Annotated in this window: 26 protein-coding genes; 7 read left to right on the top strand and 19 right to left on the bottom strand. The window is 66.8% G+C overall.

All coding sequences use genetic code 11. The features are described from left to right. The 4 genes from EK403_RS12490 to EK403_RS12475 all read right to left on the bottom strand — a co-directional run. Positions 1–309, bottom strand: a 309-nt coding sequence (locus EK403_RS12490; RefSeq protein WP_164919586.1) for a 3-keto-5-aminohexanoate cleavage protein, incomplete at its 3' end; no start/stop codon positions are given. Positions 310–349: 40 nt separating this feature from the next. Beyond that, positions 350–1726 (bottom strand): FAD-containing oxidoreductase, encoded by a 1377-nt coding sequence (locus EK403_RS12485; protein ID WP_128777814.1) that lies wholly within the window; start codon positions 1724–1726, stop codon positions 350–352. Further along, positions 1726–2187: a DUF4126 family protein gene (locus EK403_RS12480; RefSeq protein WP_128777813.1), complete on the bottom strand. Its 462-nt coding sequence runs from the start codon at positions 2185–2187 to the stop codon at positions 1726–1728. Before EK403_RS12480 ends, EK403_RS12485 begins: the two co-directional genes overlap by 1 nt. Before the next feature lie 118 nt (positions 2188–2305). Then, positions 2306–3238, bottom strand: coding sequence for a LysR family transcriptional regulator (locus EK403_RS12475; RefSeq protein ID WP_128777812.1), 933 nt, complete (start codon positions 3236–3238; stop codon positions 2306–2308). 170 nt (positions 3239–3408) lie between these two features. Here EK403_RS12475 and EK403_RS12470 point away from each other — a divergent pair, with 170 nt between their 5' ends. Both EK403_RS12470 and EK403_RS12465 read left to right on the top strand, forming a co-directional pair. Further along, on the top strand, positions 3409–4356 hold the full coding sequence (locus EK403_RS12470; protein ID WP_128777811.1) for a ring-cleaving dioxygenase: 948 nt from the start codon (positions 3409–3411) through the stop codon (positions 4354–4356). Positions 4357–4446: 90 nt separating this feature from the next. Beyond that, positions 4447–5082 (top strand): alpha/beta hydrolase, encoded by a 636-nt coding sequence (locus tag EK403_RS12465; RefSeq protein WP_128777810.1) that lies wholly within the window; start codon positions 4447–4449, stop codon positions 5080–5082. 100 nt (positions 5083–5182) lie between these two features. Here the strand turns inward: EK403_RS12465 and EK403_RS12460 are convergent, their stop codons facing one another. Both EK403_RS12460 and EK403_RS12455 read right to left on the bottom strand, forming a co-directional pair. Further along, on the bottom strand, positions 5183–5539 hold the full coding sequence (locus EK403_RS12460) for a hypothetical protein (RefSeq protein ID WP_128777809.1): 357 nt from the start codon (positions 5537–5539) through the stop codon (positions 5183–5185). 93 nt (positions 5540–5632) lie between these two features. Next, positions 5633–7549 carry a hybrid sensor histidine kinase/response regulator gene (locus tag EK403_RS12455; protein WP_245479674.1) on the bottom strand — a complete coding sequence of 639 codons (1917 nt, stop codon included), beginning with the start codon at positions 7547–7549 and terminating at the stop codon, positions 5633–5635. A gap of 683 nt (positions 7550–8232) precedes the next feature. On the opposite strand from EK403_RS12455, the gene EK403_RS12445 reads away from it, so the two are divergent. The 3 genes from EK403_RS12445 (at position 8233) to EK403_RS23175 (ending at position 13560) form a co-directional block, all read left to right on the top strand. After that, positions 8233–10659 (top strand): heavy metal translocating P-type ATPase, encoded by a 2427-nt coding sequence (locus EK403_RS12445; protein ID WP_128777808.1) that lies wholly within the window; start codon positions 8233–8235, stop codon positions 10657–10659. A gap of 234 nt (positions 10660–10893) precedes the next feature. Beyond that, complete coding sequence (locus EK403_RS12440; protein WP_128777807.1) at positions 10894–12672, top strand: site-specific integrase; 1779 nt, start codon at positions 10894–10896, stop codon at positions 12670–12672. A 45-nt stretch (positions 12673–12717) separates the two neighbouring features. Then, positions 12718–13560, top strand: a complete 843-nt coding sequence (locus tag EK403_RS23175) for a hypothetical protein (protein WP_128777806.1) — start codon at positions 12718–12720, stop codon at positions 13558–13560. Positions 13561–13580: 20 nt separating this feature from the next. Here the strand turns inward: EK403_RS23175 and EK403_RS12430 are convergent, their stop codons facing one another. After that, positions 13581–13883, bottom strand: a complete 303-nt coding sequence (locus EK403_RS12430; RefSeq protein ID WP_128777805.1) for a hypothetical protein — start codon at positions 13881–13883, stop codon at positions 13581–13583. 284 nt (positions 13884–14167) lie between these two features. Between EK403_RS12430 and EK403_RS12425 the strand changes: the two genes are divergently transcribed. Beyond that, positions 14168–15019 (top strand): HNH endonuclease, encoded by an 852-nt coding sequence (locus EK403_RS12425; protein WP_206659537.1) that lies wholly within the window; start codon positions 14168–14170, stop codon positions 15017–15019. 168 nt (positions 15020–15187) lie between these two features. On the opposite strand, the gene EK403_RS12420 is transcribed toward EK403_RS12425, so the two are convergent. The 4 genes from EK403_RS12420 to EK403_RS12405 form a co-directional block, all read right to left on the bottom strand. Then, on the bottom strand, positions 15188–15412 hold the full coding sequence (locus EK403_RS12420) for a hypothetical protein (protein ID WP_128777803.1): 225 nt from the start codon (positions 15410–15412) through the stop codon (positions 15188–15190). 276 nt (positions 15413–15688) lie between these two features. Further along, complete coding sequence (locus EK403_RS12415) at positions 15689–16210, bottom strand: hypothetical protein (protein ID WP_128777802.1); 522 nt, start codon at positions 16208–16210, stop codon at positions 15689–15691. Between the two features lie 104 nt (positions 16211–16314). After that, positions 16315–16554, bottom strand: a complete 240-nt coding sequence (locus EK403_RS12410) for a hypothetical protein (protein ID WP_128777801.1) — start codon at positions 16552–16554, stop codon at positions 16315–16317. A 117-nt stretch (positions 16555–16671) separates the two neighbouring features. Further along, positions 16672–17136 carry a DUF411 domain-containing protein gene (locus EK403_RS12405; protein ID WP_128777800.1) on the bottom strand — a complete coding sequence of 155 codons (465 nt, stop codon included), beginning with the start codon at positions 17134–17136 and terminating at the stop codon, positions 16672–16674. Positions 17137–17289: 153 nt separating this feature from the next. Between EK403_RS12405 and EK403_RS12400 the strand changes: the two genes are divergently transcribed. Then, positions 17290–17490, top strand: a complete 201-nt coding sequence (locus EK403_RS12400; protein WP_128777799.1) for a hypothetical protein — start codon at positions 17290–17292, stop codon at positions 17488–17490. 79 nt (positions 17491–17569) lie between these two features. Here EK403_RS12400 and EK403_RS12395 read toward each other — a convergent pair whose 3' ends face one another. The 8 genes from EK403_RS12395 to EK403_RS12360 all read right to left on the bottom strand — a co-directional run bounded on the left by EK403_RS12395 (position 17570) and on the right by EK403_RS12360 (position 26742). Next, on the bottom strand, positions 17570–18235 hold the full coding sequence (locus EK403_RS12395; RefSeq protein ID WP_128777798.1) for a Crp/Fnr family transcriptional regulator: 666 nt from the start codon (positions 18233–18235) through the stop codon (positions 17570–17572). Between the two features lie 117 nt (positions 18236–18352). Continuing rightward, complete coding sequence (locus tag EK403_RS12390) at positions 18353–18718, bottom strand: hypothetical protein (RefSeq protein WP_128777797.1); 366 nt, start codon at positions 18716–18718, stop codon at positions 18353–18355. Beyond that, positions 18708–19670 carry a cation diffusion facilitator family transporter gene (locus tag EK403_RS12385; RefSeq protein WP_128777903.1) on the bottom strand — a complete coding sequence of 321 codons (963 nt, stop codon included), beginning with the start codon at positions 19668–19670 and terminating at the stop codon, positions 18708–18710. The genes EK403_RS12390 and EK403_RS12385 overlap by 11 nt, the downstream gene beginning before the upstream one ends. Positions 19671–19682: 12 nt before the next feature. Continuing rightward, positions 19683–20156, bottom strand: a complete 474-nt coding sequence (locus EK403_RS12380; protein ID WP_128777796.1) for a hypothetical protein — start codon at positions 20154–20156, stop codon at positions 19683–19685. Next, a complete protein-coding gene (locus EK403_RS12375; RefSeq protein ID WP_128777902.1) occupies positions 20153–23365 on the bottom strand; it encodes an efflux RND transporter permease subunit in 3213 nt (1070 codons plus the stop codon). Before EK403_RS12375 ends, EK403_RS12380 begins: the two co-directional genes overlap by 4 nt. A gap of 40 nt (positions 23366–23405) precedes the next feature. Beyond that, complete coding sequence (ihpB, locus tag EK403_RS22720; RefSeq protein ID WP_245479673.1) at positions 23406–25085, bottom strand: divalent metal ion exporter adaptor subunit IhpB; 1680 nt, start codon at positions 25083–25085, stop codon at positions 23406–23408. Beyond that, positions 25082–25459 (bottom strand): hypothetical protein, encoded by a 378-nt coding sequence (locus EK403_RS12365; protein WP_128777795.1) that lies wholly within the window; start codon positions 25457–25459, stop codon positions 25082–25084. Before EK403_RS12365 ends, ihpB begins: the two co-directional genes overlap by 4 nt. Then, positions 25456–26742, bottom strand: coding sequence for a TolC family protein (locus tag EK403_RS12360; RefSeq protein WP_128777794.1), 1287 nt, complete (start codon positions 26740–26742; stop codon positions 25456–25458). Before EK403_RS12360 ends, EK403_RS12365 begins: the two co-directional genes overlap by 4 nt. Positions 26743–26813: the final 71 nt, after the last annotated feature.

Here is a 26813-nt window from a genome sequence, read left to right as displayed (position 1 = left end):
CGTCACCGCGGCGATCTGTTCGGCGGGCTCGTAGCGGCCCGCGGCCTCCGAGGTGATCTGGATGACGAGTTGGTCGCCGACGGCGGCCTCAACGGCGCTGATCGCCTCTCGATAGGCCTCCGGGGCAAGCAGGTGGCGTCCGTCCCGGTCGCGGACGTGGAGGTGGATCATCGCCGCGCCGGCCTCCAGGCACTCGGCGGCGCAGCGCGCAAGGTCGGCGGGCGTGATCGGCGTCGCCGGGTGGTCGGCCTTGGTCTTGAACGAGCCGTTCGGCGCGACCGCCACGACGACGGGCAGGGGGCTGGTCATCCGGAGCCTCTCCCGATCGTAGTGAGGATCGCCGCGCCGCTCACGCCTCGGCGAGGTCGCCCATCAGCGTGGGGAACAGCTCGGCGACCGTCGGGTGGATCGGCGTCGTGCGGCGGATCACGTCGGCCCGCATGCCGCCCTGCATGGCGTAGAGCAGCCCGTGGATCGCCTCGTCGCCGCCCACTCCCAAGACGGCCGCGCCGAGGATCGCGTCGGTGTCGGCGTCGACCACGGCCTTCATGAAGCCCTTCGACTCGCCCTTCTCCAGCGCGCGGCCGACGCGGCTCATGGGCCGCGTCGCGACCTTGATCCGCCTGCCGGCCGCGCGGGCCTGCGCCTCGGTCATCCCGACGCGTCCGAGCGGCGGGTCGGTGTAGAGCGCGTAGACCGGGAAGCGGTCGGAGAGCCTCCGCCGGTCGCCGTCCAGCAGGTTCGCGGCCACGATCTCGAAGTCGTTATAGGCGGTGTGGGTGAAGGCCCCGCGGCCGTTGCAGTCGCCGAGCGCCCAGATCCCGTCGACATTGGTCTGCAACTCGTCGTCGACGACGATGTAGCCGCGCGCGTCGGTCTCGACGCCGGCCCTTTCGAGGCCGAGATCGTCCGTGTTCGGCCGTCGGCCGACGGCGAGCAGCACATGCGAGCCGGTCTCCTCGGGCGCGCCCGCGGTGCAGTCGACCATCGCCGCGATCTCGCCGTCGCGCCGCTCAAAGCCGATGCAGGAGGCGTTGAGCCGGAACGCGACGCCATCCTCCTCGAGAATCTTCTGGACCGCCGCCGAGACCTCCTCGTCCTCGCGCGCGATGATCCGCGGCGCGGTCTCGACCACCACGACCTCGGCGCCGAAGCGGCGGAACATCTGCGCGAATTCGAGCCCTATATAGCTGCCGCCGATCACGATCAGCCGCCGCGGAACCTCGTCGAGATCGAGGATCGTGCTGTTCGTCAGATAGTCGATCTCGGACAGCCCCGGCATGTCGGGCGTCGCCGCCCGCCCGCCGACATTGAGGAAGATCCGTGGCGCGGTAAGCGTCTCCCCGCCGACCGCGATCTCGCCCGGACCGACGAAGCGCGCATGGCCGCGGATCAGCGTCAGACGGTTCGTACTTTCGAGCCAGGTTTCGTTGTTGCGGCGCGAATTCCCGGCGATCCGGTCCTTGCGCGCCTTCACAGCGGCCATGTCGACGGCGACGCCGCCTGGGATCGTCACGCCGAGTTCGCCGGCGCGGCGCGCGAGGTGCGCGGCGTAGGCGCTCGCGACCATCGCCTTGGTCGGGGTGCAGCCGACATTGACGCATGTCCCGCCCACGAGATGGCGCTCGACGATCGCGACGCTCATGCCGGCGGTCGCGAGCCGCACCGCCATGGACGGTCCCGCCTGGCCGGCGCCGACGACGATGGCGTCGTAGCTCGTGGACATCAGAGGCTCTTGACGATCAGCAGGGCGGCGAGGATCGCGACCGCGTCCTCGATCAGCGCCGCCGGCAGGTCCCGCCCGAAGGCGGCGGCGAGCTTCGCGCGGGCCGCGGCGCCGCCGAGCGTGCCGCCGATCGCCCCGACGACGCCGGCGACCAGCCCGACGATCGGCGAGCCGCCCGCGACGCCGATCGCCGCGCCGCAGAGCGCGCCCATGACGATCCGGGCGCCGAACTGCGGCGGGACCTTGCGGCTCGGCGTCGACGGCAGCTGGTCGGTGACGAGCTCGACCAGCGCGAGCGCGGTGAAGACGTAGGGCGTCCAGGCGTAGCCCAGAAAGGCGAGCCAGGAGGCCGACAGGTCGATCCATCCGAGATGCGCGGCCCAGCTGATCGCCGCGGGCGCGGCCATGGCGCGCAGGCCCGCCACGACGCCGATCAGGACGGCGGCGACGATGAACGTCATTGTGGTATCCCCCTGCCGAACGCCGCAGAAGCTCGGCTACGGCGTTCGAAGTCGGCGGCAGGATCGTCCTCGAAGTCTCGATCTCCCGCAAGCGGCAGTTGCGTCGGGCGGCGCGAGTTCAGCGGTCGCCTGGCCCAGACCAACGCCCTTCGAGCAGGGTCTTGGACCGAGCCAGTTCGTCTCCCATGACGTCGAGGAAGGCGCGCACGCGCGGCGACCGTCTGAGGTCGGGATGCGTCAGCAGCCAGAGGTCCGAGGCGAAGGCCTCGATCGGCTCCGACAGGCGAATGAGCGCCGGCCGCACGTCGCCGACGAAGCACGGCAGGTGGCCGATCCCGAGGCCGGCCTCGATCGCCTCCGCGAGGCCGAGCACGGTGTTGGCGCGGTAGCGCAGCCGCCCCGGCGCCGCCGTCTCGATCGCGAACCGGACCACCTTCATCGCGCCGAGCTCCTCGCCGAGCGCGATCCAGTTCCGCTCGTGCAGATCTTGGCGTGCAAGCGGTCCGACGAGGTCCGGGAAATCCGAACCGCGCCCGTAGAGCGCCCAGGCGATGCGCGAGATCCGGCGGCCGACGAGATTGTCCGGCGGCTTGTCGGTCGCGCGGATCGCGACGTCGGCGTCGCGCTTGGTCAGGCTGAGCGCCGGGTTTCCGACCACGACGTCGAGCCGGATGTCGGGGCAGGCCTCCTGGAAACGCGCGAAAAGCGGCGTCAGCAAATGGACCAGCAGGCTGTCGGCGGTCGCGACGCGGAGCTCGCCCGCAGGCGAGATCTCGCGGCCCTCGACGCGCCGGGCGAAGGCCGTGACCTTCTCGTCGATCTCCCCGGCGAGCGTCGCCATCTCCTCGCCGGCCGGCGTCAGCACGTAGCCGGCGCGGTGACGCTCGAACAATGTCGCGCCGACCGCGGCCTCGATCTGGCCGAGGCGACGGAAGACCGTCGAATGGTTCAATCCGAGGGCGGCGGCGGCGCCGGGCATGCCGCGGGCGTCGGCGATCGCCTTGACGAGCCTGAGATCGTCCCAGGCGAGGCTTTTCAACAGCTTGCTCAACGCAATGTCCTTGGAAGTGCGCACCTCTCCTTTCATTCAAGCGCTGTGATATGGCCAGTGACAAGGCAGAGTTTGCGCTGAAGCAAGAAAATCCACGTGCGAAATCGTCTGGGAGGGCCAATCTTCTCCCCAACGGCGCGGCGACCGCGCCAACGGACAAGGAGGCTGGCATGGCTCGCAACGGCATCCATCACGTAACGGCGATCGCCGGCGATGCGCGTCGCAACCTCGATTTCTACGTGAACGTCCTGGGGCTTCGGCTGGTCAAGAAGACCGTCAATTTCGACGATCCGGGAACGTATCACTTCTATTACGGCGACGAAGCCGGGCAGCCGGGAACGATCCTGACCTTCTTCCCGTGGACGCATGTCGCGCCCGGCCGCCTCGGCGTCGGCGAGACCCAGGAGACCAGCTTCCGCGTCCCCGAGCGGTCGCTCGGCTGGTGGACCGAACGCTTCGTCCAGAAGGGCGTCCGCCACGAGGCGCCCGTGACCCGCTTCGGCGAGACCGCGCTGCCGTTCCGCGACCCGGACGGGATGCGGCTCGCGCTGGTCGCGGTTCCCGGCGCGGAAGCGGAACCCGGCTGGGCCGGCGGCGACGTTCCGGCGGAGCACGCCATCCGCGGTTTCCACGGCGTCTCGCTGATGCTCGACAAGGCCGAGCGGACCGCCGCGATCCTGACCGACGTGTTCGGCTTCGCGGAGGTCGGCAAGGAGGGCAATGTCACCCGCCTGAAGGCCGACGCCGAGACCGGCGGGATCGTGGACCTCAACGAGGTCGGCGGCTTCCTGCCGGGACGGCCCGGCGGCGGCACGGTGCATCACGTCGCGTTCCGCGCGGCGGACGACGCCTCGCAGGCCGAGATGGTCGAGAAGCTCGTCGCCAATCACGGGCTCGTCACGACGGAGCAGAAGGACCGCGACTACTTCCGGTCCGTCTATTTCCGCGAGCCCGGCGGCGTGCTGTTCGAGATCGCGACCGACGAACCGGGCTTCGCCGTGGACGAGCCGGCCGAGGCGCTCGGCCAGGCGCTCAAGCTGCCGAGGCTCCTCGAGCCGCATCGCGATCGGATCGAGGCCGTTCTGCCCGACGTCTCGGGCGTCCGCGCGGCCGCCTGACGCTTCCAGAGAATACGCCTGCGCCCAAGGGCGCAGGCGTCCGGCCTCCACAGTCGCGCGCTCGCGATCGAGCGCGGAAAAGGATCAGCCATGGCCGCCGTCGGCACATTCACGCATGCGCATCGTTACGTTCCCGCGACCGACGCCTCTCGCCCGCCGCTGCTTTTGCTGCACGGCACCGGCGGCGACGAGAACGACCTGATCTCGCACGGCCGCACGCTCGCGCCCGACGCCGCCTTGCTCTCGCCGCGCGGCAACGTGCTGGAGGGCGGAATGCCGCGTTTCTTCCGGCGGCTGAGCGAGGGCGTCTTCGACGAGGCCGACGTCCGGCGGCGCGCCGACGACCTCGCGGATTTCGTCGCGGAGTCGCGCCGCGCCTATGGCCTCGCGGCGCCGATCGCGGTCGGCTTCTCGAACGGGGCCAACATCGCGGCCGCGACGCTCCTTCTGCGCCCGGAGGCGCTGGCGGGCGCCGTATTGCTCCGCGCGATGTCGCCGCTGCGCGAAACGCCGGCCGCTGATCTCACGGGCAAGCCCGTGCTCATCCTGTCGGGCGCGCTGGACCCCATCGTCCCGGCCGAGAATGTCGCCCGCCTCGCCGACAGCCTGAGCCGAGCGGGCGCTGATGTGGACCACCGCGTTCTGCCCGCGGGCCACGCCCTCACGCATCAGGATGTCGACGCGCCGCGCGCGTGGCTGGAGAGGCGCGTCGCGATCGAGGCGTAAGCAGAAGCGCAAGGAGCCCGTCGCGCCTATCGGCCGACGGGCCCTTCGTCTCAGGCGCAGCTCGGCGCTTCGTCACCCGGTATTCAGCACCGGGATCGCCTCAGCATTTGGCCGAGACATTGTGGTACAGATCCGTGGCTACAGGCGAGCCGTTGGTGATCGCCCATGTCTGGACGTAGATGTTGTTGCCGGACGGATATGCCGATGCATAATAGTATCCGCCGTCGATATTGACGTGAACCGAACAAAGTTGAAGGTTTCGATCGGTCTCGATCATATATGATCCAGTGCCAAGCTTTGACGTCGCCAGAATTCGTGTCATCACCGCGTAGGCCGTGCCGTCATAGTTCATATAGACCTGGATCTGCGGCGCGAAATAGCCGGTGATGTCGCCATAAAGCGTCGCGGTCTGGCTGACATTGATCGAGATCTGACCTGTCGCGCCGAGCGCGAGCACGGTGCCGGTGGTCGCTGCGAAGCTCGCTGAATTCGTGCCCGGTTTAGTGCCGATGCCACACGGGGGCCAAGACCGTTCAACGGGTGAAGCAGATCAGAAGGCTCGCTGGGCGAACGCATCTGCGATCGCCCTGTTCAGCGCGTCCTGGCTGAACGGCTTTGCGAGCTTGTAGACGTCAGCCTTCACGATCTTGGGCAGCTCGGCGAAGCCGCTCGCAAGGATGATGGGGAGGGTCGGCCGCGTCGCCTTGACGATTTCCGCCAGCTCCAGGCCGGTCATCTCGGGCATGGCGTGATCTGTGATCACGAGATCCACCTGGCGGTCGGTGGAGAGCAAGGCGAGAGCCGCTTCGCTGGAGCTGGCTATCAGCACCTGATGGCCAAGGTCCTCCAGCATCTCGGCGGTGCTCACGAGCACCAGCGCGTCGTCGTCCACGAGCAGGATGGTCAGTCCGCCGACCGGCGAGGGGACCGGCGGCGGGCTCGCCGCGGGCGCCGGAGCCGGAGCGGGCGCCTTCTCGATGGCCTCGGGCAGCCAGAGCTCGACGGTCGTCCCAACGCCTTTCGCGCTCGTCAGAACGAGCTCGCCGCCGAGCTGTTCGGCCGTCCCCTGCGCCATGGACAATCCGAGGCCGGTTCCCTTGCCGACGCCCTTGGTCGTGAAGAAGGGCTCGATGGCGCGGGCGAGCGTCTCCTCGTCCATGCCCTCTCCCGTGTCGCTCACGGAGATGCAGAGGTAACGCCCGGGAGCGAGCCTGGGCCCCTGAACCGTCACGACCCTCTCAACGCCCGATATGACGATCTCGCCGCCGTTCGGCATCGCGTCGCGGGCGTTGACCGCCAGGTTGAGCAGCGCGAGCTCGAGCTGCGCGGGATCGGCGGTCACCGGACGAAGGCCGCTCGGAAAGCGCGTCTCGACGGTGATCGCGCCGCCGAGCGAGCGGCCGAGCAGGTCGTTCATGCTTTCGACGAGCCGGGCCGCGTCCACCGGTTCGGTCTTGAGCTCCTGGCGCCGGGCGAAAGCGAGCATTCGCTGGGTCAGCGAGGCGCCGCGCTGCGCGGCGTGCATGGCGTTATCCAGCAGCCGGTCGGTCCGAGGCTCCTGCGGCAGCCTCTTCCGAAGCAGGTCCAGGCTGCCCAAGATCGCCATCAGCAGATTGTTGAAGTCGTGCGCGACGCCGCCGGTCAGTTGGCCGATGGCCTCCATCTTCTGGGCCTGGAAGAACGCCTCGCGAGCCTGCTCGAGGGCCTTCTGCGTCTCGCGCCGCTCGGTGATGTCGCGCGTGATCTTCGCGAAGCCGAGCAGTTCGCCCTGCTCGTTGCGGATCGGGTCGATGACGACGTTCGCCCAGAAGCGCTTGCCGTCCTTGCGGACCCGCCACCCTTCCTTCTCGAAGCGACCGTCCCTGAGCGCGGTCTCCAGCCCGATCTGGGGAAGTCCCGCCGCGCGATCTTCCTCGGTGTAGAATCGAGAGAAGTGCTCTCCGATGATCTCCTGCGGCAGGTATCCCTTGATCCTCTCGGCGCCGAAGTTCCAGTTGGTCACCCGGCCGTCGGGGTCGAGCATATAGATCGCGTAGTCGGTGACGCCCTGCACCAGTAGGCGAAAGCGCTCTTCGCTGCGCTTCAGCGCCTCCTCGGACCTGCGGCGCTCGGTGAGGTCGCGCGTGATCTTGGCGAACCCGATGAAAACGCCGTCCTCGTCAAGGATGCGGTCGACGATGACATGCGCCCAGAACCGACTGCCGTCCTTGCGGACGCGCCAGCCCTCCCCCTCGAAGCGCCCCTCGTTCGTGGCCGCCGCCAGGACGCGCTGCGGAAGCCCGCCGGCGCGGTCCTCATCGGTGTAGAATGTCGCGAAGTTCTGGCCGAGGATCTCGTCCGCCGCATAGCCTTTCAGGCGGCGCGCGCCCGAGTTCCAACTGGTGACGACGCCCTGAGGGCTGATCATATAGATCGCGTAGTCCGCGACCGCTTCGACGAGCAAGCGGTATCTGATATCGTCGGCCATCGCCGTCCCGGTCATTTCCGTTCGACTCACGCTCTTCGTCCCGACGGCGCTTCGGGCGCGGATCGCATAGGGGGCTCGGCGTCATGTCAAGCGGAGCATGTCGCTGGAGGAGCGAGGCTATCCCGGCAACAGAGGCGCAGGCCGGCCGTAAGGTTTTCGCGGATCGCCAAGCCAGCTTCAGGCCAGCCTGAACCGCGACTCCCGAGGCCCTCCAGGCCAGGCTCGAGACGATCTCGTCGCCGGCCTTCAGCCAACGGCGCTGCTCGCGCGGGCGCGCGGGTCGCCATCCCGCCGGCCTCGGTCGCCGCATGATCTGACGGTCCAAGGGTTGCCAAGCATACCCCTGCAGGGTATATAAGCCGACATACGGCGCCTGACGGAAGCTCTTGAAGGGCCACGTCGACCATTGCGTAGAGAACGCGATCCGCTCGGGAGACAAGGACCGGCGGCGCCAGGAGGTGGCGGAGCTGGTTGATGTCCTCGGGAGTGCGCGGATGCCGCCGCGCTCGCGTCTCCGCCCGGTCGCGCCCGACGACCGCGCCGGTCGCATGGGCCGGCCCGGTTCGCAAGTCGTCCTGCTGCCGCGGCGACGCCTGCCACGTCGCCATGGCGACCGAACTGGGACGTGTCGGGCAAGAGCGGATTGATACCCACTTAGGGTATGGGAACGACGGGAGCCAAGCATGGACACGCACCGTCACGGCGGCGCGAACACCGGATCCTGCTGCGGTGGCTCTGGTGGCCATGGCAAGCACGCGCAACAGAACCAAGCCCACGGCGCCCAGGGGAATGGGGGCCACGACCACAGCCGTGGCGGCGACGAAGGGACGGCGGTCGATCCGGTCTGCGGGATGACCGTCGAGGTCGCGACCGCGAAGCACCGCTCGGAGGCGGGCGGCGGTTCTCACTATTTCTGCTCGGCCGGCTGCAAGACCAAATTCGAGGCCGATCCGGCAAAGTATCTCGAGGGCCGCAAGGACGATCACGCCGCTGCGCCTGAGGGAACAATTTTCACCTGTCCGATGCACCCCGAGATCCGCCAGATCGGGCCTGGCTCCTGCCCGATCTGCGGGATGGCTCTCGAGCCGGAGACCGGCACGGCCGAGGAGCAGCCGAACCAAGAGCTGGCCGACATGACGCGGCGGTTCTGGATCGGTCTCGCTTTGACCATTCCGGTCTTCCTGCTGGAGATGGGCGCGCACCTCTTCCCGGCGGTCCACCACCTCGTTCCGCCGGGCGTCTCGGCATGGATCCAGTTCGCCCTCGCGACGCCCGTCGTGCTGTGGGCCGGCGCGCCGTTCTTCGCCCGCGGCTGGGCGTCGGTCGTCACCCGCAACCTCAACATGTTCACGCTGATCGCGATGGGCGTGGGCGTGGCCTACGCCTACAGCGTCGCGGCGCTGCTCGCGCCCGGCGTCTTCCCGCACGCCTTCCGCGGCGCGGATGGGGCCGTGGCGGTCTATTTCGAGGCTGCTGCGGTCATCACCGTCCTCGTCCTGCTGGGACAGGTCCTCGAACTGCGCGCCCGCGACCGGACCTCCGGCGCCATCCGCGCGCTGATAGGCCTCGCGCCGAAGACCGCGCGCCGCGTCCGCGCGGACGGTTCCGACGAGGAGGTCGCGATCGACGACATTGCGGTCGGCGACCTGATCCGCGTGCGGCCCGGCGAGAAGGTCGCGGTCGACGGCGAGGTCACGGACGGCCGTTCGGCGGTGGACGAGTCGATGGTCACGGGCGAGTCTATGCCGGTCTCCAAGGCTGTCGGCGATCGCGTGGTCGGCGGGACGGTCAACCAGTCGGGCGGCCTGACGGTCAGGGCGACCGAGGTCGGCAAGGACACGACGCTCGCCCGGATCGTCCAGATGGTCTCCTCAGCCCAGCGCTCGCGCGCGCCGATCCAGAGGCTCGCCGACGCCGTTTCGGGGTGGTTCGTTCCGGCCGTGATCGCCGTGGCCGTCCTCGCATTCGCGGCCTGGGCCGCCTTCGGGCCAGCGCCGTCCTACGCCTATGGCCTCGTCGCCGCTGTCTCGGTCCTCATCATCGCCTGCCCCTGCGCGCTCGGGCTCGCGACGCCGATGTCCATCATGGTCGGGGTCGGCAAGGGCGCAAGGATGGGCGTGCTGATCCGCGACGCCGAGGCGCTTGAGCGGCTTGAGAAGGTCGACACGGTCTTGGTCGACAAGACGGGGACGCTGACCGAGGGCAAGCCCTCCGTCACGGCCGTCGAGCCCGTCGCGGGCTTCGGGGAAGACGATCTCGTCAGGCTCGCGGCGGCGGTCGAGCGGTCCTCCGAGCATCCGCTGGGCGCAGCGATCGTCGCGGCCGGAAAGGACCGCGGCCTCGACCTGCCTGTCGTTTCGGACTTCGCGGCGCCGAGCGGTAAGGGCGTGTCCGGCCGGGTCGAGGGGAAGGAGATCGCGGTCGGCAATGCGGGCTTCCTCGAGGCCGAGGGCGTCGACCTGTCCGCTTTATCCGGCCCCGCGGACGAGTTGCGCCGCGACGGCGCGACGGCGGTGTTCGTCGCGGTCGACGGGCGACCTGCAGGCGTGCTCGCCATCGCCGACCCGGTGAAGGCCGGCGCCGAAGAGGCGATCCGGGAGCTGAAGGGATCGGGCCTGCGCGTCGTCATGCTGACGGGCGATAACCGCACGACGGCAGAAGCCGTCGCGAGACGTCTCGGCATCGACGAAGTCCACGCCGACGTGCTGCCCGAGCGCAAGCACGAGGTCGTCGAGACTCTGAAGCGCGAGGGCCGCGTGGTGGCGATGGCCGGCGACGGCGTGAACGACGCGCCCGCGCTTGCAGCCGCCGATGTCGGCATCGCCATGGGCGCCGGCGCGGACGTGGCGATCGAGAGCGCCGGGGTGACGCTGGTGCGCGGCGACCTGAAGGGGATCGCTCAGGCGCGGGCGCTGTCGAAGGCGACGATGTCGAACATCCGGCAGAATCTCGTGCTCGCCTTCGTCTACAACGCCGCCGGGATCCCGCTGGCCGCCGGCGTGCTCTACCCGATCTTCGGCTTGCTGCTCTCTCCGGTCGTCGCCGCCGCCGCCATGGCGCTGTCCTCGGTCAGCGTGATCGGCAACGCGCTGAGGCTGCGAAACGCCTAGATCCATGAGCGATGCAGGCGCTGGCCAGAACAGCCGGACAGCTGCGCGGGCATGTCCGCAGCCCTGGGTGAAAAGTAAGTCATATCAATGGCTTAATTTGATTGGCTGGGGCGGGAGGATTTTAACCCGACAGATCGTTCTACCGAGAAGACCTAGAACCTGAGGGATGATCTAGACGTAACACATACGGAACTGTTACGGGGACTGTTACCGGGTTGTCCTTGAGATCGACGCATGAGCCTCAGCACCAATATCATCCGGCGCGGCACGACCTACTACGTCCGCGTGACGGTCCCTGTCGACCTTCAGCGCCACATGAAGACCTCGAAAGGGACGCCGCTGATGGAGAAACTCATCAGTCTGCGGACGAAGGAGCCCGCAGAAGCAAAGCGACGGGCACCCCGTGCTCTCGGTCTGATCTATGCCGAATTCGAGGCCAAGCGCGCGGAGGTTAAGGCGACGGAGCTGTCGGAGGCGGAACTTCAAGACATCGCGCACTCGGCATTCAGGTCGGAGCTGGATCTTCATCGGGCGCTACTGAAAAAGCCGCCGACCGACGCGGATCTCAGCGCCGTTTGGCGGGAGCTGGAGAAGACGCACGGGCCCGAAAGCCTAGAGGCGTGGCGGATCATGGAGCTGGTCGAGCGAGCGGTGGAGCACGCTAAGGAACACCGTGCCGAGAGGATCGCCGAACTTGAAGTCGACCTCGCGAACTACGCCGGCGGAGGGGTCCGTCAGTCGGTCGCGGATGCCATCGCGGAGCGCGGCCTCGTCGTGGAGCCGGGGTCGGAGACCGAGCAGGACATCACCCATTACGTCCTACGTGGCGAACTCGCGGGCCTGAAGGCGGCTGCGGCCCGTGACGCAGGCGATTGGAGCGATACCGTCACGGACAAGATGGTCGCCGTGGCACCGGTGGCTATCGCCCGTCGGGGTGAGACGGTCATGGAGATGTTCGAGGCCTACGCGCAGGAAAACCCTCGAGGGATCACGTCCGACACGCTCAACCAGAGCCGTATGGCGGTCAGGCTTTTCGCCTCGATCCTGCCGCCGCGATCCTCTGTCCGAGCTATCACCCGGACCGCGTGCGCCGAGTGGAAGCGTCTGCTGATGCTCTACCCCGTGAAGGCCGCGGAGATCGCGGACTTCAGGGACAAACCCATGCGGGAGATCGTGGAGCTTAACAAGATCGTGGGGAAGCCGGTCATCACGGGCCGGACGGTCAACCGCTACCTGTCCAGCCTCGGCGCCTTCTGCGACTGGCTGTTGGTGCGCGCCGATCTCGAAGCGTCCCCGATCTCGAGGATGCAGGTGACGGTCAAAAAGAAACCCGGCAAGCCGTTTCCGATCGCCGACCTGCCCAAGATCTTCGCGTCGCCGCTGTTCACGGGCGCCGAGAGCGCCGAGTCGATCAGGCGACCCGGCACCTACTTGATACGGGATCATAGATATTGGATCCCGCTCGTCATGCTCTTCAGCGGGGCGCGACCCGGTGAACTGGCTCAGCTTCTCTTGGAAGACGTGCGCATCAGCCACGACCGATGGATCATGCACATCACGACCGAGAACGACGAGGAGAAGACGCTCAAGACCGAAGGATCTCACCGTGTAGTGCCCGTCCATCCCGTTCTCGAGCGACTGGGCTTTCTCGACTACGTGCATGAGTTGAAAAGGGCCGGCGAGCGCCGTGTCTTCCCCTTCGCGCAGCGTAACAGCCGCCAGTGGGTCCCAGACCTGTCGCGGGAGTTCTCGCGGCTGCTCGCCGACATCGGCGTCAAGACTGCTGCGGGGCCCTCGTCAAAACTTTCGCTCTACTCCTTCCGTCACACAGTCAGCGATGCGCTACGCCTAGCCGGTTTCGACGACCTCGAGTTTGCGCCGCTCTATGGGCATGGCAAGGCAACTATGACCGGCAAATACGGCAACGAAAAGCCGCGGACGATCCAGCAGCGAAGCTTGATGATCGACGCGATAGCCTACCCTGGTCTTGATCTGTCGCACCTGTTACGCTGAAATTCATCAAATCAAATATAAAAGCGATTTCTAGTAAGGACTACGATGTTCAATCTGATTATGATTGGCCGTTGGCCGCGGCGAAATGCTTCAATATCTCTCGATCGGATGTTTGAATACACGGACGATCGCCTTCTTGATCAATTTAGAGATGGAGGTGAGCCAGATCTCGATGAGTTAATTAGATATCCCTGCCTCTTTATGGTTGAGGGGCGTGGAGATCAGCCCGCGCACGTAGGAAATATTCAGCGCGCAAGAATTTCAGGTCGTCAGATATTGTTCGATTATGCGATCGACGAGACTATACCACCCATCCGAAATGCTGACATATACCGTAATCGCTTAGAATTTGATATGCCAGAAGATTTTGAGTTCAATCGAAATCATTGGGCTGTCAAAGATGTTAGTCTTTTCCGTGCCCTATTAAGACATGCTCGCGCACCCCGTCAGCAGCCAACGGTTTTTCGTATACCTCAACTGCAACCCACAGAGCGATCTCTTGTTTCAGTGATGATGCCATTTGATGCTGAATTTCGGCAGGTCTACACTTCGGTCCGTAACGCGCTTGAGCCTTTGAACTTACGGTGTCGTCGAGCGGACGAGATCTGGGAGGCACCTGAGATCATTCAAGACATAGTGTCACTAATCGACCGCTCCAGGATTGTTGTTGCCGATTGCACAAATAGAAATCCAAACGTTTTCTACGAAATCGGTATCGCGCACACACTTGGACGAGATGTAATATTGATTACTCAAAATCAAGCAGATATCCCCTTCGACCTGCGTCATCTTCGATATGTTCAGTATTTAAATAATCGGGAAGGTCGAGCAAATTTGCGTCGCATGATTGCTGAACGAGCGGAAACATTGCTCGAGGAGGAGGTCTGAGTTATTCAATTAGGACGACATCAGAGCTGTAGCGCTCGTTTTTTATCTGAGAGCAAGTTCGGAGCACGAAGGTGTTGATTGCCCCAAAACTCGATTGCTCCATGTCTGGTATCTATGACGTCCTTGGTCAGCAAAACTAGGCCACGTTCTTCCAGTCGCTGGCGAACTAAGTGCAGAACTCCTACCACCATGCGATCACCCGGCGCGTCTGCTATCGGATAGTCGGCCTCAGGGCCTGCTGAGATCGACTCGCGAGCGATCGCAAGTTCGCCAGCACGGTAGATGACCCAAAGGGTTGGCTGGGAAATTTCGGAGCTGGTCATTGAGTGTCTCTGCGGCGGGCCGGTCGGGTTTTGGACCTGAGGCTACATTCTCATCTTCCTCAGGCGACATAGGCCAGACACACTTGTGGGGTCGCTCGACGTGTTAGGTGGTAGGGACACGTTCAGCACGTGAGCCCCTAGAGTTAAGTGATTTGCCGCTTACGGTGCCAGGTCGGGCAACTGTAGGGAACGCAATGCTTGAACATCTAGATGTCAGTGACGTCCACCGCGGCGCTCTGACATGGCTGGCGGCGAATTCGGGCCGAAGCGTCTCGTGGTCGGAGATGGACAACGCGTTTCCCGAACTCGGTGTTCGCCTCGTGACGAAGGCGAAGGGGATCTACAAGCCGAAGTGGCCCTCGGGCTATCCGGACTATGCTCTCACCGTGCGCCAGACGTTAGGTGGCCCCTACGACGACCGGCCCCTCGAGCGTCATGATGATGGTTCTTGGACGTTCCGCTATTTCCAGGAGAACCCAGACCCGGGCCAGCGCGATCGAGAAGCAACGAACCGGGGCTTGATGCAATGCATGGCTGACGGCGTGCCCGTGGGCGTTCTCATCCAGAACAAGCCCAAGCCTGGGGTGGCGTATGACCTGCTTGGTCTGGCCAGTGTGATCGGCTGGGACGCCGGCTTGTTCGAACTGACGAGCTACGAGGGCGACCGCGGCGCCATGGAGATGCGCACGGCGCTAGCCGGAGAAGACGTCGACGAGTTCGATCTGGCCGCGCTGACCGACCAACGCGAACGACGCGTCGCCGAGGTGGTCCGACGCCGGGGACAGCCGGTCTTTCGGGCGAGACTGTTGGAGGCCTACGAGGGGAAGTGCGCCATCAGCGGCTGTGACGCCCCTGAGGCGCTCGAGGCGGCGCACATCGCGCGTTACACCGGCACCGCGTCGAATGACCCCCGTAACGGCCTCCTACTTCGCGCTGACCTCCATAATCTCTTCGATCTCGGGCTCCTTGCCGTGGACCCCAACGGCTTCGTGGTCATCGCCGACGCGTTGAGGGGGACAACCTACGCGGATTTCGCCGGCAGGCCGATTACCAGGCCCGCCGCGCAGGCGCTCACGCCAAGTCCGCAGTCTCTCGCCGCGCACTTGAAATGGTCGGGTCTCGCGCTCACCGATTGAGGCGGTCGCTCAGAAGGTCACCAGCAGCCGCCGCGGCGCGGAGCTGCATGGGTAGCTCTCGACGTCGAAAACGCCACCAGCGGCGCCCGCTGAGTCGCCGGGCGCCACTCCTTTGCTGGATGCGCGCTCCGGCGTTCTAATGCATCGGCAGAAGGGTAAGAGCGAACGTCAGCGCCCTTGGGCCGTGGGGCAACTGATCGCGCAGGCTCTCGCTTTCTCATCGGAAACGCCCGCAGCGCGCAGGCTGTCGTAGACAGCGAAATCGCCGATGATCGGCTGGTGTGACGAGCCGGGCGGCTGGGGCGTCAACGCGACCGCCACGGCTTTCGCCTTGTCCTCCGAGATGCCCGCGTCGAGCAGGGCGTCGAAGACCTCGATGTTGAACAGAGTCACCTGCTTCTCCCGCGGCGCAGCGTCAGTAAAAAGGGTTCCGCCCTTCGGGCGGCGGTCGTTCGTCGTCGGGTCGCGCTACGCGCCCCCCTCTCAACGCCCGCCCGTGGGCTTCTATGTCCGATCTAGGGTATGTCTGGTGAAGAAGGTCTCTTGAGGGTGAGCTTTGCCATTGCCGCAGGCGTCCCCGCGACAATGGCCCCTTCGGAAAAACCTGATCTGTCGCGCGCCCCCGTAGCTCAGCAAACGGGTCGGATGCAGTTGATCATGGACGCGACGTCACCGACTAAACTGGTCTGCAACGATCATGCGTTCATATGATAGCGGGTTTCCTAGCTCCTTCGCAACATAGTCTGTGACCCTGAGGCGGTCTGCGATAGGCTGAACATCAGTGGATCCCGAGCTGATCAACTCCTTCCACTTCACGTCTACGAGTTCGTCGAAACGCGAGAGCTTGGCCGAACGCCGGGCGGGATTCTGATCATCGATCCGCACCAGCGCATGCCAGTGGGGGTTTGCCTCCGGCTTCTCTAGGAAGTAGCAGGCGAACAGACGATCGCACCGGTAGATGCCTTTTGCCCATTTCGGCCCGACGACCGCTCGGTTCATGTGAGCGTCCCACCTTCGCACCAGCGTCGTGAGACGATCGGCGCCGGGCGTCGAGGCCCGAACGGCTTCAGCCACGGACGATAGAGAGGGGTCGTTCGTCGCGAGGGTCACGAACCGGGTGAAGCCGTGCTTGTTCAGCCACTCAACAAGTTCGGCTCGACTCTCTAGGGGCAGGCGCAGGGGTGGCAGCATGCGGACGACTCGAATATCGATTTGGGTGCGTCGGGTATCTCGTGCGCTGGCATTGGTCCACCAACTTCCACCTTCCGCTCCGCCGCGAGCGGGCTCAGCCGTTCCTAGTCCTCCCGAGCGTCCTGTTGCGGCGTCTTGAACCGATCACGAAGCAAGCGGCGCTCGGCCTCGCGGTTGAGCATGCCCAGATCTACGAGGTTCTTGTAAACCTCGAAGCTCCTTTGAAGCACCCAGTTCATCATCACTGAATTCTCAGCAGCGTAAACCTTATACATCCACCGAAATTCATCGGTTACTCGAAAATTTAGCGTCACGCTTTCTTCGTCATTCGTTTTCTTGATCATGAGCCTCCTAAAGCGCTCAGTTTCTGAAGCTAATGATCGTGCACATTCAGTCTTTCTACAACACGTCAAATGATGATTTGTGTTTTTTAGGACTTTATCGCCTTTGATGCTAGCTGATTATAGTGAGGCGCTGCCTTTGAACCTCATGAAGGTCCGCGGCTCCCCTTCGCCAAAGGACAGCACGTCGTAAGTCTCCGGCTCTCGACCTTCGACCTCCATCCCTGGCGATCCGACCGGCATGCCGGGCACGGCGAGGCCGTGGACCTTCGGGCGCTGGGCGAGCAGCCGCGCGATCGCCGCCGCGGGCACGTGCCCCTCGATCACGTAGATGTCGATCTCGGCGGTGTGGCAGGATCTCAGCCCCACGGGCACGCCGAGCTTCGCCTTGACCGCGTTGATCGCCCGGGCCTCGGTCACCCGCGCCTCGTAGCCTGCCGCGCGGATGTGCTCGACCCAGGCCTCGCAGCAGCCGCAGGTCGGATCCTTGTGGACGGTCATGACCGGGGCCGCGGCGGCGCGGCGTGGAAGGAGCAGCGCGGCTCCGGCCGCCAGAGCTATGAAAGTCCTGCGGTCCATCGTCATGGGCGTCGCCCTCCATATTCGCCGTCCAATCTCGCACACGTCCTGCTCACGTCCAGTTGTCCCGGGATGTGGGACTTTCCACCCGGCGAATCCGGGCGGCCCGGCATCGTGGTCCCAAGCTCAAGACGAGCTTCCACAAGGGAGTGACCCACGATGAAGACCATGTTCGCCGCCGCCCTCGTCCTGCTGTCGTCGGCCGCCGTTGCCCAGGCCGAGGTCGCCCCGGCCAACTCGACCAACCAGCACCAGCGCGACAGCGCCGACTTCTACGACAGCGTGCCGGACTTCAGCCTCCTCACGGGGGAGCGGACCAGCAGCGTCGCGACCGACAGCGATGCGGCCGACCGCGGCTGATCCGAACCGGCGCCGCCGGGATCTCCAACCCTCGGCGGAGCCGCAGGGCCAGCCCTCCCCCGGGCTGGCCCGACCAGTTTCAGGCATTCCAGCTCGGCCCGACCAGTCGCAGCCCGTGGCGCTCCTTGAGGATCGCCCCGCGGCGCTCCAGACGGCTCAGCTCCTTGGTGACGGCCTCCCTCTGCGTCGCGATCCGCGAGGCGATCCGCCTGTGGGTCGGCAGCCGCTCGATCGATCGGCCGGAAGGGTCGCAGGCTGCTAGTCGCAGCAGCTCCGCCCCCAGCCTGTCGGCCATCGGCAAGGTCATGACCTCCGACATTCGCTGAAGCGTCCGGCACTGGCGGCGGCACATCGCGCGCACGACTGCCTTGGCGAAGCCCGGATGTCTCTCGAACGCCGAGGCGAACAAAGCCGCGTCAAAGAGCCAAGCCTCCGAGGTCTCGTCGACGGTCACCTCGAGCGGGGTGTCGCAGCGGTCGAACGCGAAGGCCTCTCCGATCACGTCGCCCGGCTCGACGTCGGCCACGAAGGCCTCCTGTCCGTCCGAGGTGATCGTTTCGGCTGAAAGGCGCCCGGAGACGAGGACCAGCGTCGAGCCCTGCCTGCCGGGAAGCTCCAGCCGGGTCCCCCGCGCGAGGCGGGTCCGTCGGGCGAGGAGGGAGACGGCTCCGTTTTCCAACGCCTCCAGCAGTTCCGTTCCTTCGGTTTGGTGCGCGGCGTGCGCGCAGGATGCATGCGTGATCATGGATGTCGTTCCGGATCGCGCGGGAGCTCCGTCGGCTTTCGCCGGAAGCTGACCTTCGCGCCTTGGAGATGCTGGTTTGACGGCGGCGGCCTCGAGGCCTGACCGCCGGGCGGCCGGCTACCCGATCCGGGGCGGCGGCGTCGCGAGGGCGACCTCCGCGCCGCTGAAGGATTCGCGCTCGGCCCGAAAGATCTCCGCCCTGAGCCTGAGGGCGCACGCCGTTCCGTTCACGGAGGCCAGCGCCGCAACGCAAGGCGCCGAGCATTCCGCCGCGGTTCCGACCGCGCCCACGGGAGCGGTGTGACAAGGCGCGACGGCGACCACCGCGGATTGCTTGCCCGTCGCCGGGGCATGGTCGGCCTCGACATGCGAGACCGCGAGCAGGAGGACCGCGAGCATCGTCACGGCCGCCGCGGCCACCCTCGCGGCGCCTACCGCCCGGAGCGCGGCATGGCGCATAATCTTGCCGACGCTAGACCGCATGGGCGGGCGCCAGCGGACAGGAGCCCGTCGCGAGCTCGATCTGGATCGTCGGATGGGCGATGCCGAAGCGCTCCCCGAGCTCCCCGGCGATCGAGCGCAAGGCCGCGTCGCCCGGATGGCCCGAGGGCATGACGAGATGCGCGGTGAGCGCCGTCTCGGTGGTGCTCATCGGCCAGACATGGAGGTCGTGGACATCATCGACCCCGGGACATTCCTGAAGGAAGGCGGCGACGGCCGATGGGTCGATGCCGGGCGGGGTCGCGTCGAGCGACATCGTCACGCTGTCGCGCAGCAGGCCCCAGGTCCCGATGGTGATGACCGCGGCGATCGCGAGGCTGACGACCGGGTCGAGCCACTGCCAGCCCGTCTGAAGCACCAGAAGTCCTGCCACGACCACAGCGACCGAGACGCCCGCGTCCGCCAGCATGTGGAGGTAGGCGCCCTTGATGTTGATGTCGCCCTTTCGGCCCGACATGAACAAGAACGCCGTGAAGCCATTGATCAGCACTCCGATGGCGGCGACGACCATCACGGTCACGCCGGCGACGGGCTGGGGGTCGGAGAAGCGCTGGATCGCCTCCCAGGTGATCATGCCGACGGCGATCAGCAGGAAGATCGCGTTGAACAGCGCCGCCATGATTGAGGACGAGCGCAGGCCGTAGGAGAACCTCGGCGACGGCGGCCGCCTGGCGAGCGTCGCCGCGACCCAGGCCACCACGAGACCGAGCACGTCGGAGAGATTGTGCCCGGCGTCGGCGATCAAAGCGAGGGAGTTGCTGGCGTAGCCGTAACCCGCCTCGATGATGACGAACGCCGTGTTGAGCGCGATGCCGATCGCGAACGCCCGGCCGAAACTCGCGGGCGCATGCGAGTGGCCGCCTGGTCCGTGAGCATGCCCGGAATGGTCCTCGCCGCCATGGTCGTGTCCGGCATGGTCGTTGTGCGCCGTCATCATCGCCCGTCCTCAGCCGCGGCCCTGGCGCGCGTCCTTGAGCATCTGCTCGAAGAACTCGTGCCGTTCGTCATGGTTCTCGACGACGCTTCTCACGATCGGCTTTGCGGTCTCCTCGCAGAGCGCCTTGACGCGAATGACCTGCTCCTCGGCCGATCCGCCCGAAAGCGCACGGATCATGCCGAGGCCTACCGCCCGCGCGGCGCCCGCGGCGCTCGCCACGATGGGCGCCGCCTCCTCGCGCGTCATCGTCGCGAGGATCTCGTCCTTCATGTGAGCGATTACCTTGCTGGCGTCTCCGTTCTTCCCGCCCGCCTCCTGGGCGAAGTCGGGATCGACCTTCACGCAGACCGCAGTGAAGTTCTGAGCGAGGAAGACCGAGGACAGGACATTGCGCATCACGTCCTCGTTCAGCGCCCGCGCCGGAGACATGGCCCCCAGCGCGAGGGCGAGCGTCGCCGCGGAGATCGCCGCGGCGCGTCTCATGTCGCGGCCGCCACGGCTGCGTCCGGTTCGGGCGCGGGGTCCGGCTTCCGGCGCCGCGTGAACAGCACGTAGAGCGCCGGGAGGACGAGCAGCGTCAGCATCGTGGACGACACGATCCCGCCGATCACCACGGTCGCGAGCGGCCGTTGGACTTCCGCGCCCGGCCCGGTCGCGATCGCCATCGGCACGAAGCCGAGCGAGGCGACCATCGCGGTCATGAGCACCGGGCGGAGCCGCGTCAGTGCCCCCTCCTTCACCGCCTCGACGATGTCCTTGCCCTGGTCGCGGAGCTTCTGGATGAACGCGATGATGACGAGGCCGTTGAGCACGGCTACGCCCGACAGCGCGATGAACCCGATGCCCGCGCTGATCGACAGTGGGATGTCGCGGATCAGCAGCGCCGCGACGCCGCCCGTGAGCGCGAGCGGCACGCCGGAGAACACGAGCGCGGCGTCCTTGAAGGACCCGAGGCTCATGAACAGCAGCACGAAGATCAGCCCGAGCGCGATTGGAACGACGATGGTCAGGCGCTGGGTCGCGGAGACGAGTTGTTCGAACTGCCCGCCCCAGCCGATCCAGTAGCCCGACGGCAGCTTCACCTGTTCGGCGATCTGCCTCTGCGCCTCGCCCACGAAGGAGCCGAGGTCGCGGTCGCGGACGTTCGCCGAGACCACGATGCGGCGTTTTCCGCTTTCGCGGCTGATCTGGTTCGGCCCGGGGGCCACCTCCAGGGACGCGAGCGTCGAGAGCGGCACGTAGCGGGTGCGGGAGGACGACGGGCCACCCAGAACCGCAGGACTGGCCTGCGTTTCGTTGCCGTCGGGCGTCGGCAGCGGGACCGGGATGTTCTTCAAGGCCTCGATGTCGGTGCGGAGCCGCTCGGGCAGCCGCACCACGATGTCGAAGCGGCGGTCGCCCTCGAAGATCTGGCCGGCCTCCTTGCCGCCGACCGCGATCTCGACGATCTCCTGCACGTCCCCGACGCTCACCCCGTAACGGGAAAGAGCGGTGCGGTTCAGCTTGACGGTCAGAATCGGCAGGCCGGTGACCTGCTCGGTCTTTACGTCCGCCGCGCCCGGCACCTTCTGGAGGACGGTCTGGACCTCGCCCGCCACCTTCAGCAGTGTGTCGAGATCGTCGCCGAAGATCTTCACGCCGACGTCCGAGCGGATGCCGGAGATCAGCTCGTTGAAGCGGAGCTGGATCGGCTGAGAGAGCTCGTAGTTCGAGCCGGGGATCTCCTCCGCGGCCTTCTCCACGTCCTCCATCAGCTCGGCTTTGGTCTTCTTCGGGTTCGGCCACTCCGACCTTGGCTTCAGCATTATGTAGCCGTCCGAGATCGAGGGCGGCATGGCGTCGGTCGCGACCTCGGCGACGCCTGTGCGGGCGAACACCTCCTTCACCTCAGGCAATTGCATGAGGCGCTTTTCGAGCGCTCCCTGCATCTCGAGCGACTGGGTGAGGCTGGTTCCGGGCACGCGCAGCGCCTGGATGGCCGCGTCGCCCTCGTCGAGGCTAGGGATGAACTCGCCGCCCATCCGCGAAGCCGCGACACCGGTGACGACGACCAGCGCGACCGCGGCCGGAGCCACGACCCAGCGGAGCTTGATCATCAGGCCAAGCAGCGGTTCGTAGGTCACGCGGGCTCCCCGCATGAACCAGTTCTCCTTCTCCGAAACCTTGCCGGAGACGAAGATCGCGATCGCGGCCGGCACGAACGTCATCGAGAAGATCGAGGCGCCGAGCAGCGCGATCAGGACGGTCAGCGCCATCGGCGTGAACATCTTGCCCTCGACCCCGGTGAGGGTGAGGACGGGCAGGTAGACCACCGCGATGATCATCGTGCCGAACAGGCTCGGCCGGATGACCTCGCTCGCCCCGGCGAGGATCGTCTGGAACCGCTCCTGCATGGTCAGCAGCCGGCCCCGACGTTCCTGCTCGTGGGCGAGCAGCCGCAGGCAGTTCTCGACGATGATGACCGCGCCGTCGATGATGATGCCGAAGTCGATCGCCCCGAGGCTCATCAGGTTCGCCGAGACCTTGTTCTCGACCATGCCCGTGATGGTGAAGAGCATCGAGAGCGGGATCACGAAGGCAGTGACGATCGCGGCGCGGATGTTGCCGAGAAGCAGGAACAGCACCGCGATCACGAACAGCGCGCCCTCGACGAGGTTCTTCTCCACCGTCGCGATGGTGGCCTCGACCAGCGTCGAGCGATCGTAGACGGAGCGGGCCTCGATCCCCTCGGGCAGCGACTTCTGAATCTCTCCGAGCTTATTGGCGACGCGCTCGGCGACCGTCCGGCTGTTCTCGCCGATCAGCAGCATGGTGGTGCCGAGGACGACCTCGTGGCCGTTGAGCGTCGCCGCCCCGTTGCGGAGCTCGCGTCCGTCCTTCACCTCGGCGACGTCCGAGACCCGGACGGGCGTTCCGGCATGGGAGTTCACGACGATGCCGCCGACGTCCTGCGCCGTCAGCGCCTGGCCGGGGGTGCGCACGAGATACTGCTCGCCGTTCCGCTCGATGTAGCCGGCGCCGACATTCGCGTTGTTCGTCGCCAAGGCCGTCATCACGTCACGGAAGGTCAGGCCGTAGGCCATGAGCCGCGCGGGGTTCGGCAGGACGTGGAGCTGCCGCTCGTAGCCGCCGATCGTGTTGACCTCGACGACGCCCGGCACGGTGCGGAGCTGCGGCGTGATGATCCAGTCCTGGATCGTCCGGAGGTCCGCGGGGCTGTAGTCCGAGCCGTCCGGCTTCTTCGCGCCGGGCTTGGCGTCCACCACGTAGTTGTAGATCTCGCCGAGGCCCGTGGAGATCGGGCCCATGGCGGTCTCGATCCCGGCGGGCAACTGGTCCTTGGCTTGTTGCAGCCGCTCGTTCACGAGCTGGCGGGCGAAATAGATGTCGGTCCCGTCCTTGAACACGACGGTGACCTGGGAGAGCCCGTAGCGCGAGAGCGAGCGGGTGTAGTCGAGGTCGGGAAGGCCGCCGAGACCTGTTTCGAGCGGAAAGGTGATGCGCTGCTCGACCTCGAGAGGCGAGAAGCCGGGCGCGGTGGTGTTGATCTGGACCTGGACGTTGGTGATGTCCGGCACGGCGTCGATCGGCAGGCGCATGAAGTTCCAGGCGCCGAAGGCCGCGACGGCCAGACACGCGAACACCACCATCCACCGCTGCGCGATAGAAAACGCCAGAATCCGTTCGATCAGGCCGTTCGGCTTGTAGTCGCCCGCCTCAGTGCGCGTTGCATCAGTGCTCATGGCTCGCGCTTCCCTTTGCGAGCTCTGCCTTCACGACGAAGCTGTTCCTCGAGGCGTAGGATTCGCCCCCCTTCAGACCCGTCACGACCTCGACGGACCGGCCGTCGCGCCGTCCGAGCGTCACGTCACGGGCGGCGAAGCGATCGCCCTCGCGGACGAACACGACGTCCCGCCCCTCGAGCGACTGGACCGCGTCAATCGACACCGCGAGCGGGACGGACTGCTCGGCGGTCGCCACGGCGCCCGTCGCGAACAGGCCCGGCCGGAACCGCCCGTCATTGGCGATCACGGCGCGCGCGACCGCGCTCTGGGTGTCGGCCGCTCCGATCGGCGAAAGGTAGGAGATCCTCGCCTCGATCGGTTCTCCGCCGTCCTCGGGGTCGATCCGCACGATCTCGCCAATCTTCACCTTGGCGAGGTCGCGGCGATAGACCGAGAAGTCGACCCAGAGCGTCGAGAGGTCGGTGATCACGAAGGCGGGCTTCTGCTCGGAGACATATTCGCCGAGCGAGGCCTGCCGCTCGGTGATCACCCCCGCCATCGGGGCTCTCAGCTCATAGGTGGTCAAGCTCTGGTTGCTCTCGACGACCGCGAGCAGGTCACCCTTCTTCACCTGGTCGCCGAGACGCTTCGACAGCGTGCGGACCACGCCGGGGAACCGCGGCGTGACCTGCACGACCGCCTCCTGGTTGGCCTGCACGATCCCGTTGAGCTGAAGTTCTTCGCGCAGCGTCGAGGCTCCGGCCTTGGCCAGCGCGATCCCCGCGGCCCGCACCTTGGCCTCGCCGAGCTCGACCACGCCCTCGGGGAGCTCCGCCCCATGACCGTGGCCGTCGTCTTCCTTCTCGGACCCGTGCCCGTGCCCGTCGTCCTTGGCGTCGACGGCCGCGACCTTCAGGGGCGCGTCGCCCCCCGCGTCGGCCTTGGGCTTCGGCTTGTCATGGCCATGGCCGTCGTCAGAGCCGTGGCCGTGACCATCGTCCTTGGAGTGCGCGTCTTCCTTCCCGTGGGCATGGCCGTCGGCCTCCTTGTGGTCGTCGGCGGCCGCGACCTGGATCGGGCTTCCCGCGTCAGCTTTGGGCTTAGGCGTGTCGTGGCCGTGTCCGTCGTCCTTACCGTGACCGTGGCCATCGTCCTTGCCGGAACCGTGGCCATGGCCATCGTCCTTGGAGTGGTCATCGTCCTTGCCATGGCCGTGCCCATCATCCTTCGAATGGGCGCCGTCCTTGCCGTGGGCGTGGCCGTCGCCCTCCTTGTGGTCGTCGGCGGCCGCGACCTGGATCGGGGCACCTGCGTCGGCCTTGGGCTTCGGCTTGTCGTGGCCGTGACCGTCGTCCTTGCCATGGCCATCGTCCTTGCCGGAACCATGGCCGTGGCCGTCGTCCTTGGAGTGGTCATCGTCCTTGCCATGGCCGTGCCCATCATCCTTCGAATGGGCGCCGTCCTTGCCGTGGGCGTGGCCGTCGCCTTCCTTGTGCCCGTCGGCGGCGGCGACCGTTTTCGGCGTCTCGGCATGAGCGTGGCCCTCCCCGCCCATCAGGCCGGAGTAGAGAGACAGCGCCTGGGCGGCGACCGCGGAGGGGCCCTGCTGGACGGCGTAGAGGCCACCGGCCCCGATGAGGCCGCCCACGATGAGGACGGCGGCATCGCGTGCGATCGAGCGGCTCATGACAGGTCTCCGGACAGGACGTTGCGGGTCGCGGCGGTCGCGCTGGCTGACGGGGTTTCGGATTGCGGGAAGGCGCGGCGGACGTAGCAGGGCGGCTTCGTCGGCTGGCCCTTGAAGTTCCGCTTCGACCACGCGTGGCCGTGGCCGAGATGGGCGTGGTCGGCGTGCGTGTCGGGATGGCCGTCGCCCGCGAAGTGGCGGACGCGGACGTCCCGGGCGTTGCAGGTCGGCGGCGTGCGGCCGTCGTAGACCCAGGCGCCACCGTAATCGGGAAGCGGGACGACGCTGGGCGTCGAGGCGGGCGCGGCGATGGCGGCGGTCATCGAGGCGAGCAGAGCCAGGCCTGCGGCGCAGGCGGTCTCGACGGCGTTCATTTGTCTCTCCGGGACAGAACGAGGGCAGATCCCGTCAGGCCTTCGAGACTGGCGAGCGATGAGTGGAAGGAGACGAGCGCGTCGATCTCCTTGAGCGAGGCTTCCGAAAGGGCGGCCCGGGCGTCGAGCAGCTCGAGCAGTGAGTAGCGGCCCTCGCCGTAACCGGAGCGCACCGCGTCATAGGCCTCGCGGGCGATCGGGATGACATTGGCGCGGGTGAGCCGGGCCTCGTCGTAGGAGCCGCGCAGCGCCTCGTAGGCGTTGCCCACGAGGATCGTCAGAGTCCGCTGCGCCGCGGCCTTTTCGGCCTCGGTCTTCGCCAGGGTTTCGTTCGCCTCGATGACGCCGCCCTGGTTGCGATCAAACACTGGAAGCGGAACGCTGAGCGTGGCCATGACCGCGTTGGAGCGGTCCTCGCGGTAGTGTCGCCAGCCAACGCCCGCCGTGACGTCAGGCACGGCCTTGGCCTGCGCCGCAGCGAGCAAGCCGCGTCGCTGGGCCCTCACGGCGGTGAAGCGCGTGAGCTGCGGGGTCTGCAACGCCCTCGACATCAGCGCGTCAAAGGGGGGCGGCGCGCCGATGCGGCGGAGGTCGCCCCCGACGGAGGCGAAGGACGGCATCCTCTCTCCGATCAGCGCTGACAGTTCGCGCCGGGCGGCCTGGAACGCCGACCGCGCCTTGGCGAGCTCGACGCGGGTGGTCTCGGTCGCGACACGACCACGAGAGATCTCCGCGCTCGACGACGCGCCCGCCTCGACGCGCCGCTGCAGCAGCGGGGTCAGTTGGTCCAGATCGTCCACCTGGGTTTCCAGCTCCACGACGCGCGCCTGGGTGCCGAGCGTCCTCGCGAAAGCTTCCGTGGCTTCCGCTAGGACCTGAAGCCGTGTTGCGGCCCGATCCCAGCGCGCCGCGTCGATCTCGGCGGCCGCGACCGCCAGACGCGCCTCGCGCTTGCCGCCGAGCTCGAACAGCTGGCTGATCTGGAGCGTCGTCTCGGCGCTCTCGAGGTTGCGCTTGAGCTTTGAGCCGAAGGCGTTGTCGAGCTCGGCGGAGAGCTCAGGATTGGGGAAGACGCCGGCCTGGAGGCTGCGACCGCTCGCCGCCCCGATCTCCCGGTCCGCCGCGGCGAGAGCAGGACTTGAGGAGATAGCGCGTGACAGCGCCTGAGACAGCGTGAGCGACCGCGCAGCCTGACTTGGAGACTTGGGCGCGGCGTGCGTCGCCGGCGCGGGAAGCAGCGCGATCGCCACCCCCAGCGCAAGCGCGCGGGTTCTGAAAAGCATGACCTGACCTGATGAACTGACGAGCGGTGGCGAGCGCGCTCACGCGCGCGCGGACTTAGGCTTTCGTCAGG

Origin of the sequence: Hansschlegelia zhihuaiae (assembly GCF_004103825.1) — a bacterium.
Lineage (GTDB): Bacteria > Pseudomonadota > Alphaproteobacteria > Rhizobiales > Methylopilaceae > Methylopila > Methylopila zhihuaiae.
This window is presented reverse-complemented; position numbering and strand designations above follow the sequence as displayed.

Bases quoted from the DNA above. Each gene is read 5' to 3' on its own strand.
- EK403_RS12445 (WP_128777808.1), top strand. From the start codon at position 8,233: ATGGACACGCACCGTCACGGCGGCGCGAACACCGGATCCTGCTGCGGT.
- EK403_RS23175 (WP_128777806.1), top strand. From the start codon at position 12,718: ATGTTCAATCTGATTATGATTGGCCGTTGGCCGCGGCGAAATGCTTCA.
- EK403_RS12455 (WP_245479674.1), bottom strand. From the start codon at position 7,549: ATGGCCGACGATATCAGATACCGCTTGCTCGTCGAAGCGGTCGCGGAC.
- EK403_RS12385 (WP_128777903.1), bottom strand. From the start codon at position 19,670: ATGACGGCGCACAACGACCATGCCGGACACGACCATGGCGGCGAGGAC.
- EK403_RS12365 (WP_128777795.1), bottom strand. From the start codon at position 25,459: ATGAACGCCGTCGAGACCGCCTGCGCCGCAGGCCTGGCTCTGCTCGCC.
- EK403_RS12360 (WP_128777794.1), bottom strand. From the start codon at position 26,742: ATGCTTTTCAGAACCCGCGCGCTTGCGCTGGGGGTGGCGATCGCGCTG.
- EK403_RS12465 (WP_128777810.1), top strand. From the start codon at position 4,447: ATGGCCGCCGTCGGCACATTCACGCATGCGCATCGTTACGTTCCCGCG.
- EK403_RS12395 (WP_128777798.1), bottom strand. From the start codon at position 18,235: ATGATCACGCATGCATCCTGCGCGCACGCCGCGCACCAAACCGAAGGA.
- EK403_RS12400 (WP_128777799.1), top strand. From the start codon at position 17,290: ATGAAGACCATGTTCGCCGCCGCCCTCGTCCTGCTGTCGTCGGCCGCC.
- EK403_RS12380 (WP_128777796.1), bottom strand. From the start codon at position 20,156: ATGAGACGCGCCGCGGCGATCTCCGCGGCGACGCTCGCCCTCGCGCTG.
- EK403_RS12410 (WP_128777801.1), bottom strand. From the start codon at position 16,554: ATGATCAAGAAAACGAATGACGAAGAAAGCGTGACGCTAAATTTTCGA.
- EK403_RS12430 (WP_128777805.1), bottom strand. From the start codon at position 13,883: ATGACCAGCTCCGAAATTTCCCAGCCAACCCTTTGGGTCATCTACCGT.
- ihpB (WP_245479673.1), bottom strand. From the start codon at position 25,085: ATGAGCCGCTCGATCGCACGCGATGCCGCCGTCCTCATCGTGGGCGGC.
- EK403_RS12470 (WP_128777811.1), top strand. From the start codon at position 3,409: ATGGCTCGCAACGGCATCCATCACGTAACGGCGATCGCCGGCGATGCG.
- EK403_RS12390 (WP_128777797.1), bottom strand. From the start codon at position 18,718: ATGCGGTCTAGCGTCGGCAAGATTATGCGCCATGCCGCGCTCCGGGCG.
- EK403_RS12405 (WP_128777800.1), bottom strand. From the start codon at position 17,136: ATGACGATGGACCGCAGGACTTTCATAGCTCTGGCGGCCGGAGCCGCG.
- EK403_RS12440 (WP_128777807.1), top strand. From the start codon at position 10,894: ATGAGCCTCAGCACCAATATCATCCGGCGCGGCACGACCTACTACGTC.
- EK403_RS12480 (WP_128777813.1), bottom strand. From the start codon at position 2,187: ATGACGTTCATCGTCGCCGCCGTCCTGATCGGCGTCGTGGCGGGCCTG.
- EK403_RS12415 (WP_128777802.1), bottom strand. From the start codon at position 16,210: ATGCTGCCACCCCTGCGCCTGCCCCTAGAGAGTCGAGCCGAACTTGTT.
- EK403_RS12485 (WP_128777814.1), bottom strand. From the start codon at position 1,726: ATGTCCACGAGCTACGACGCCATCGTCGTCGGCGCCGGCCAGGCGGGA.
- EK403_RS12425 (WP_206659537.1), top strand. From the start codon at position 14,168: ATGGACAACGCGTTTCCCGAACTCGGTGTTCGCCTCGTGACGAAGGCG.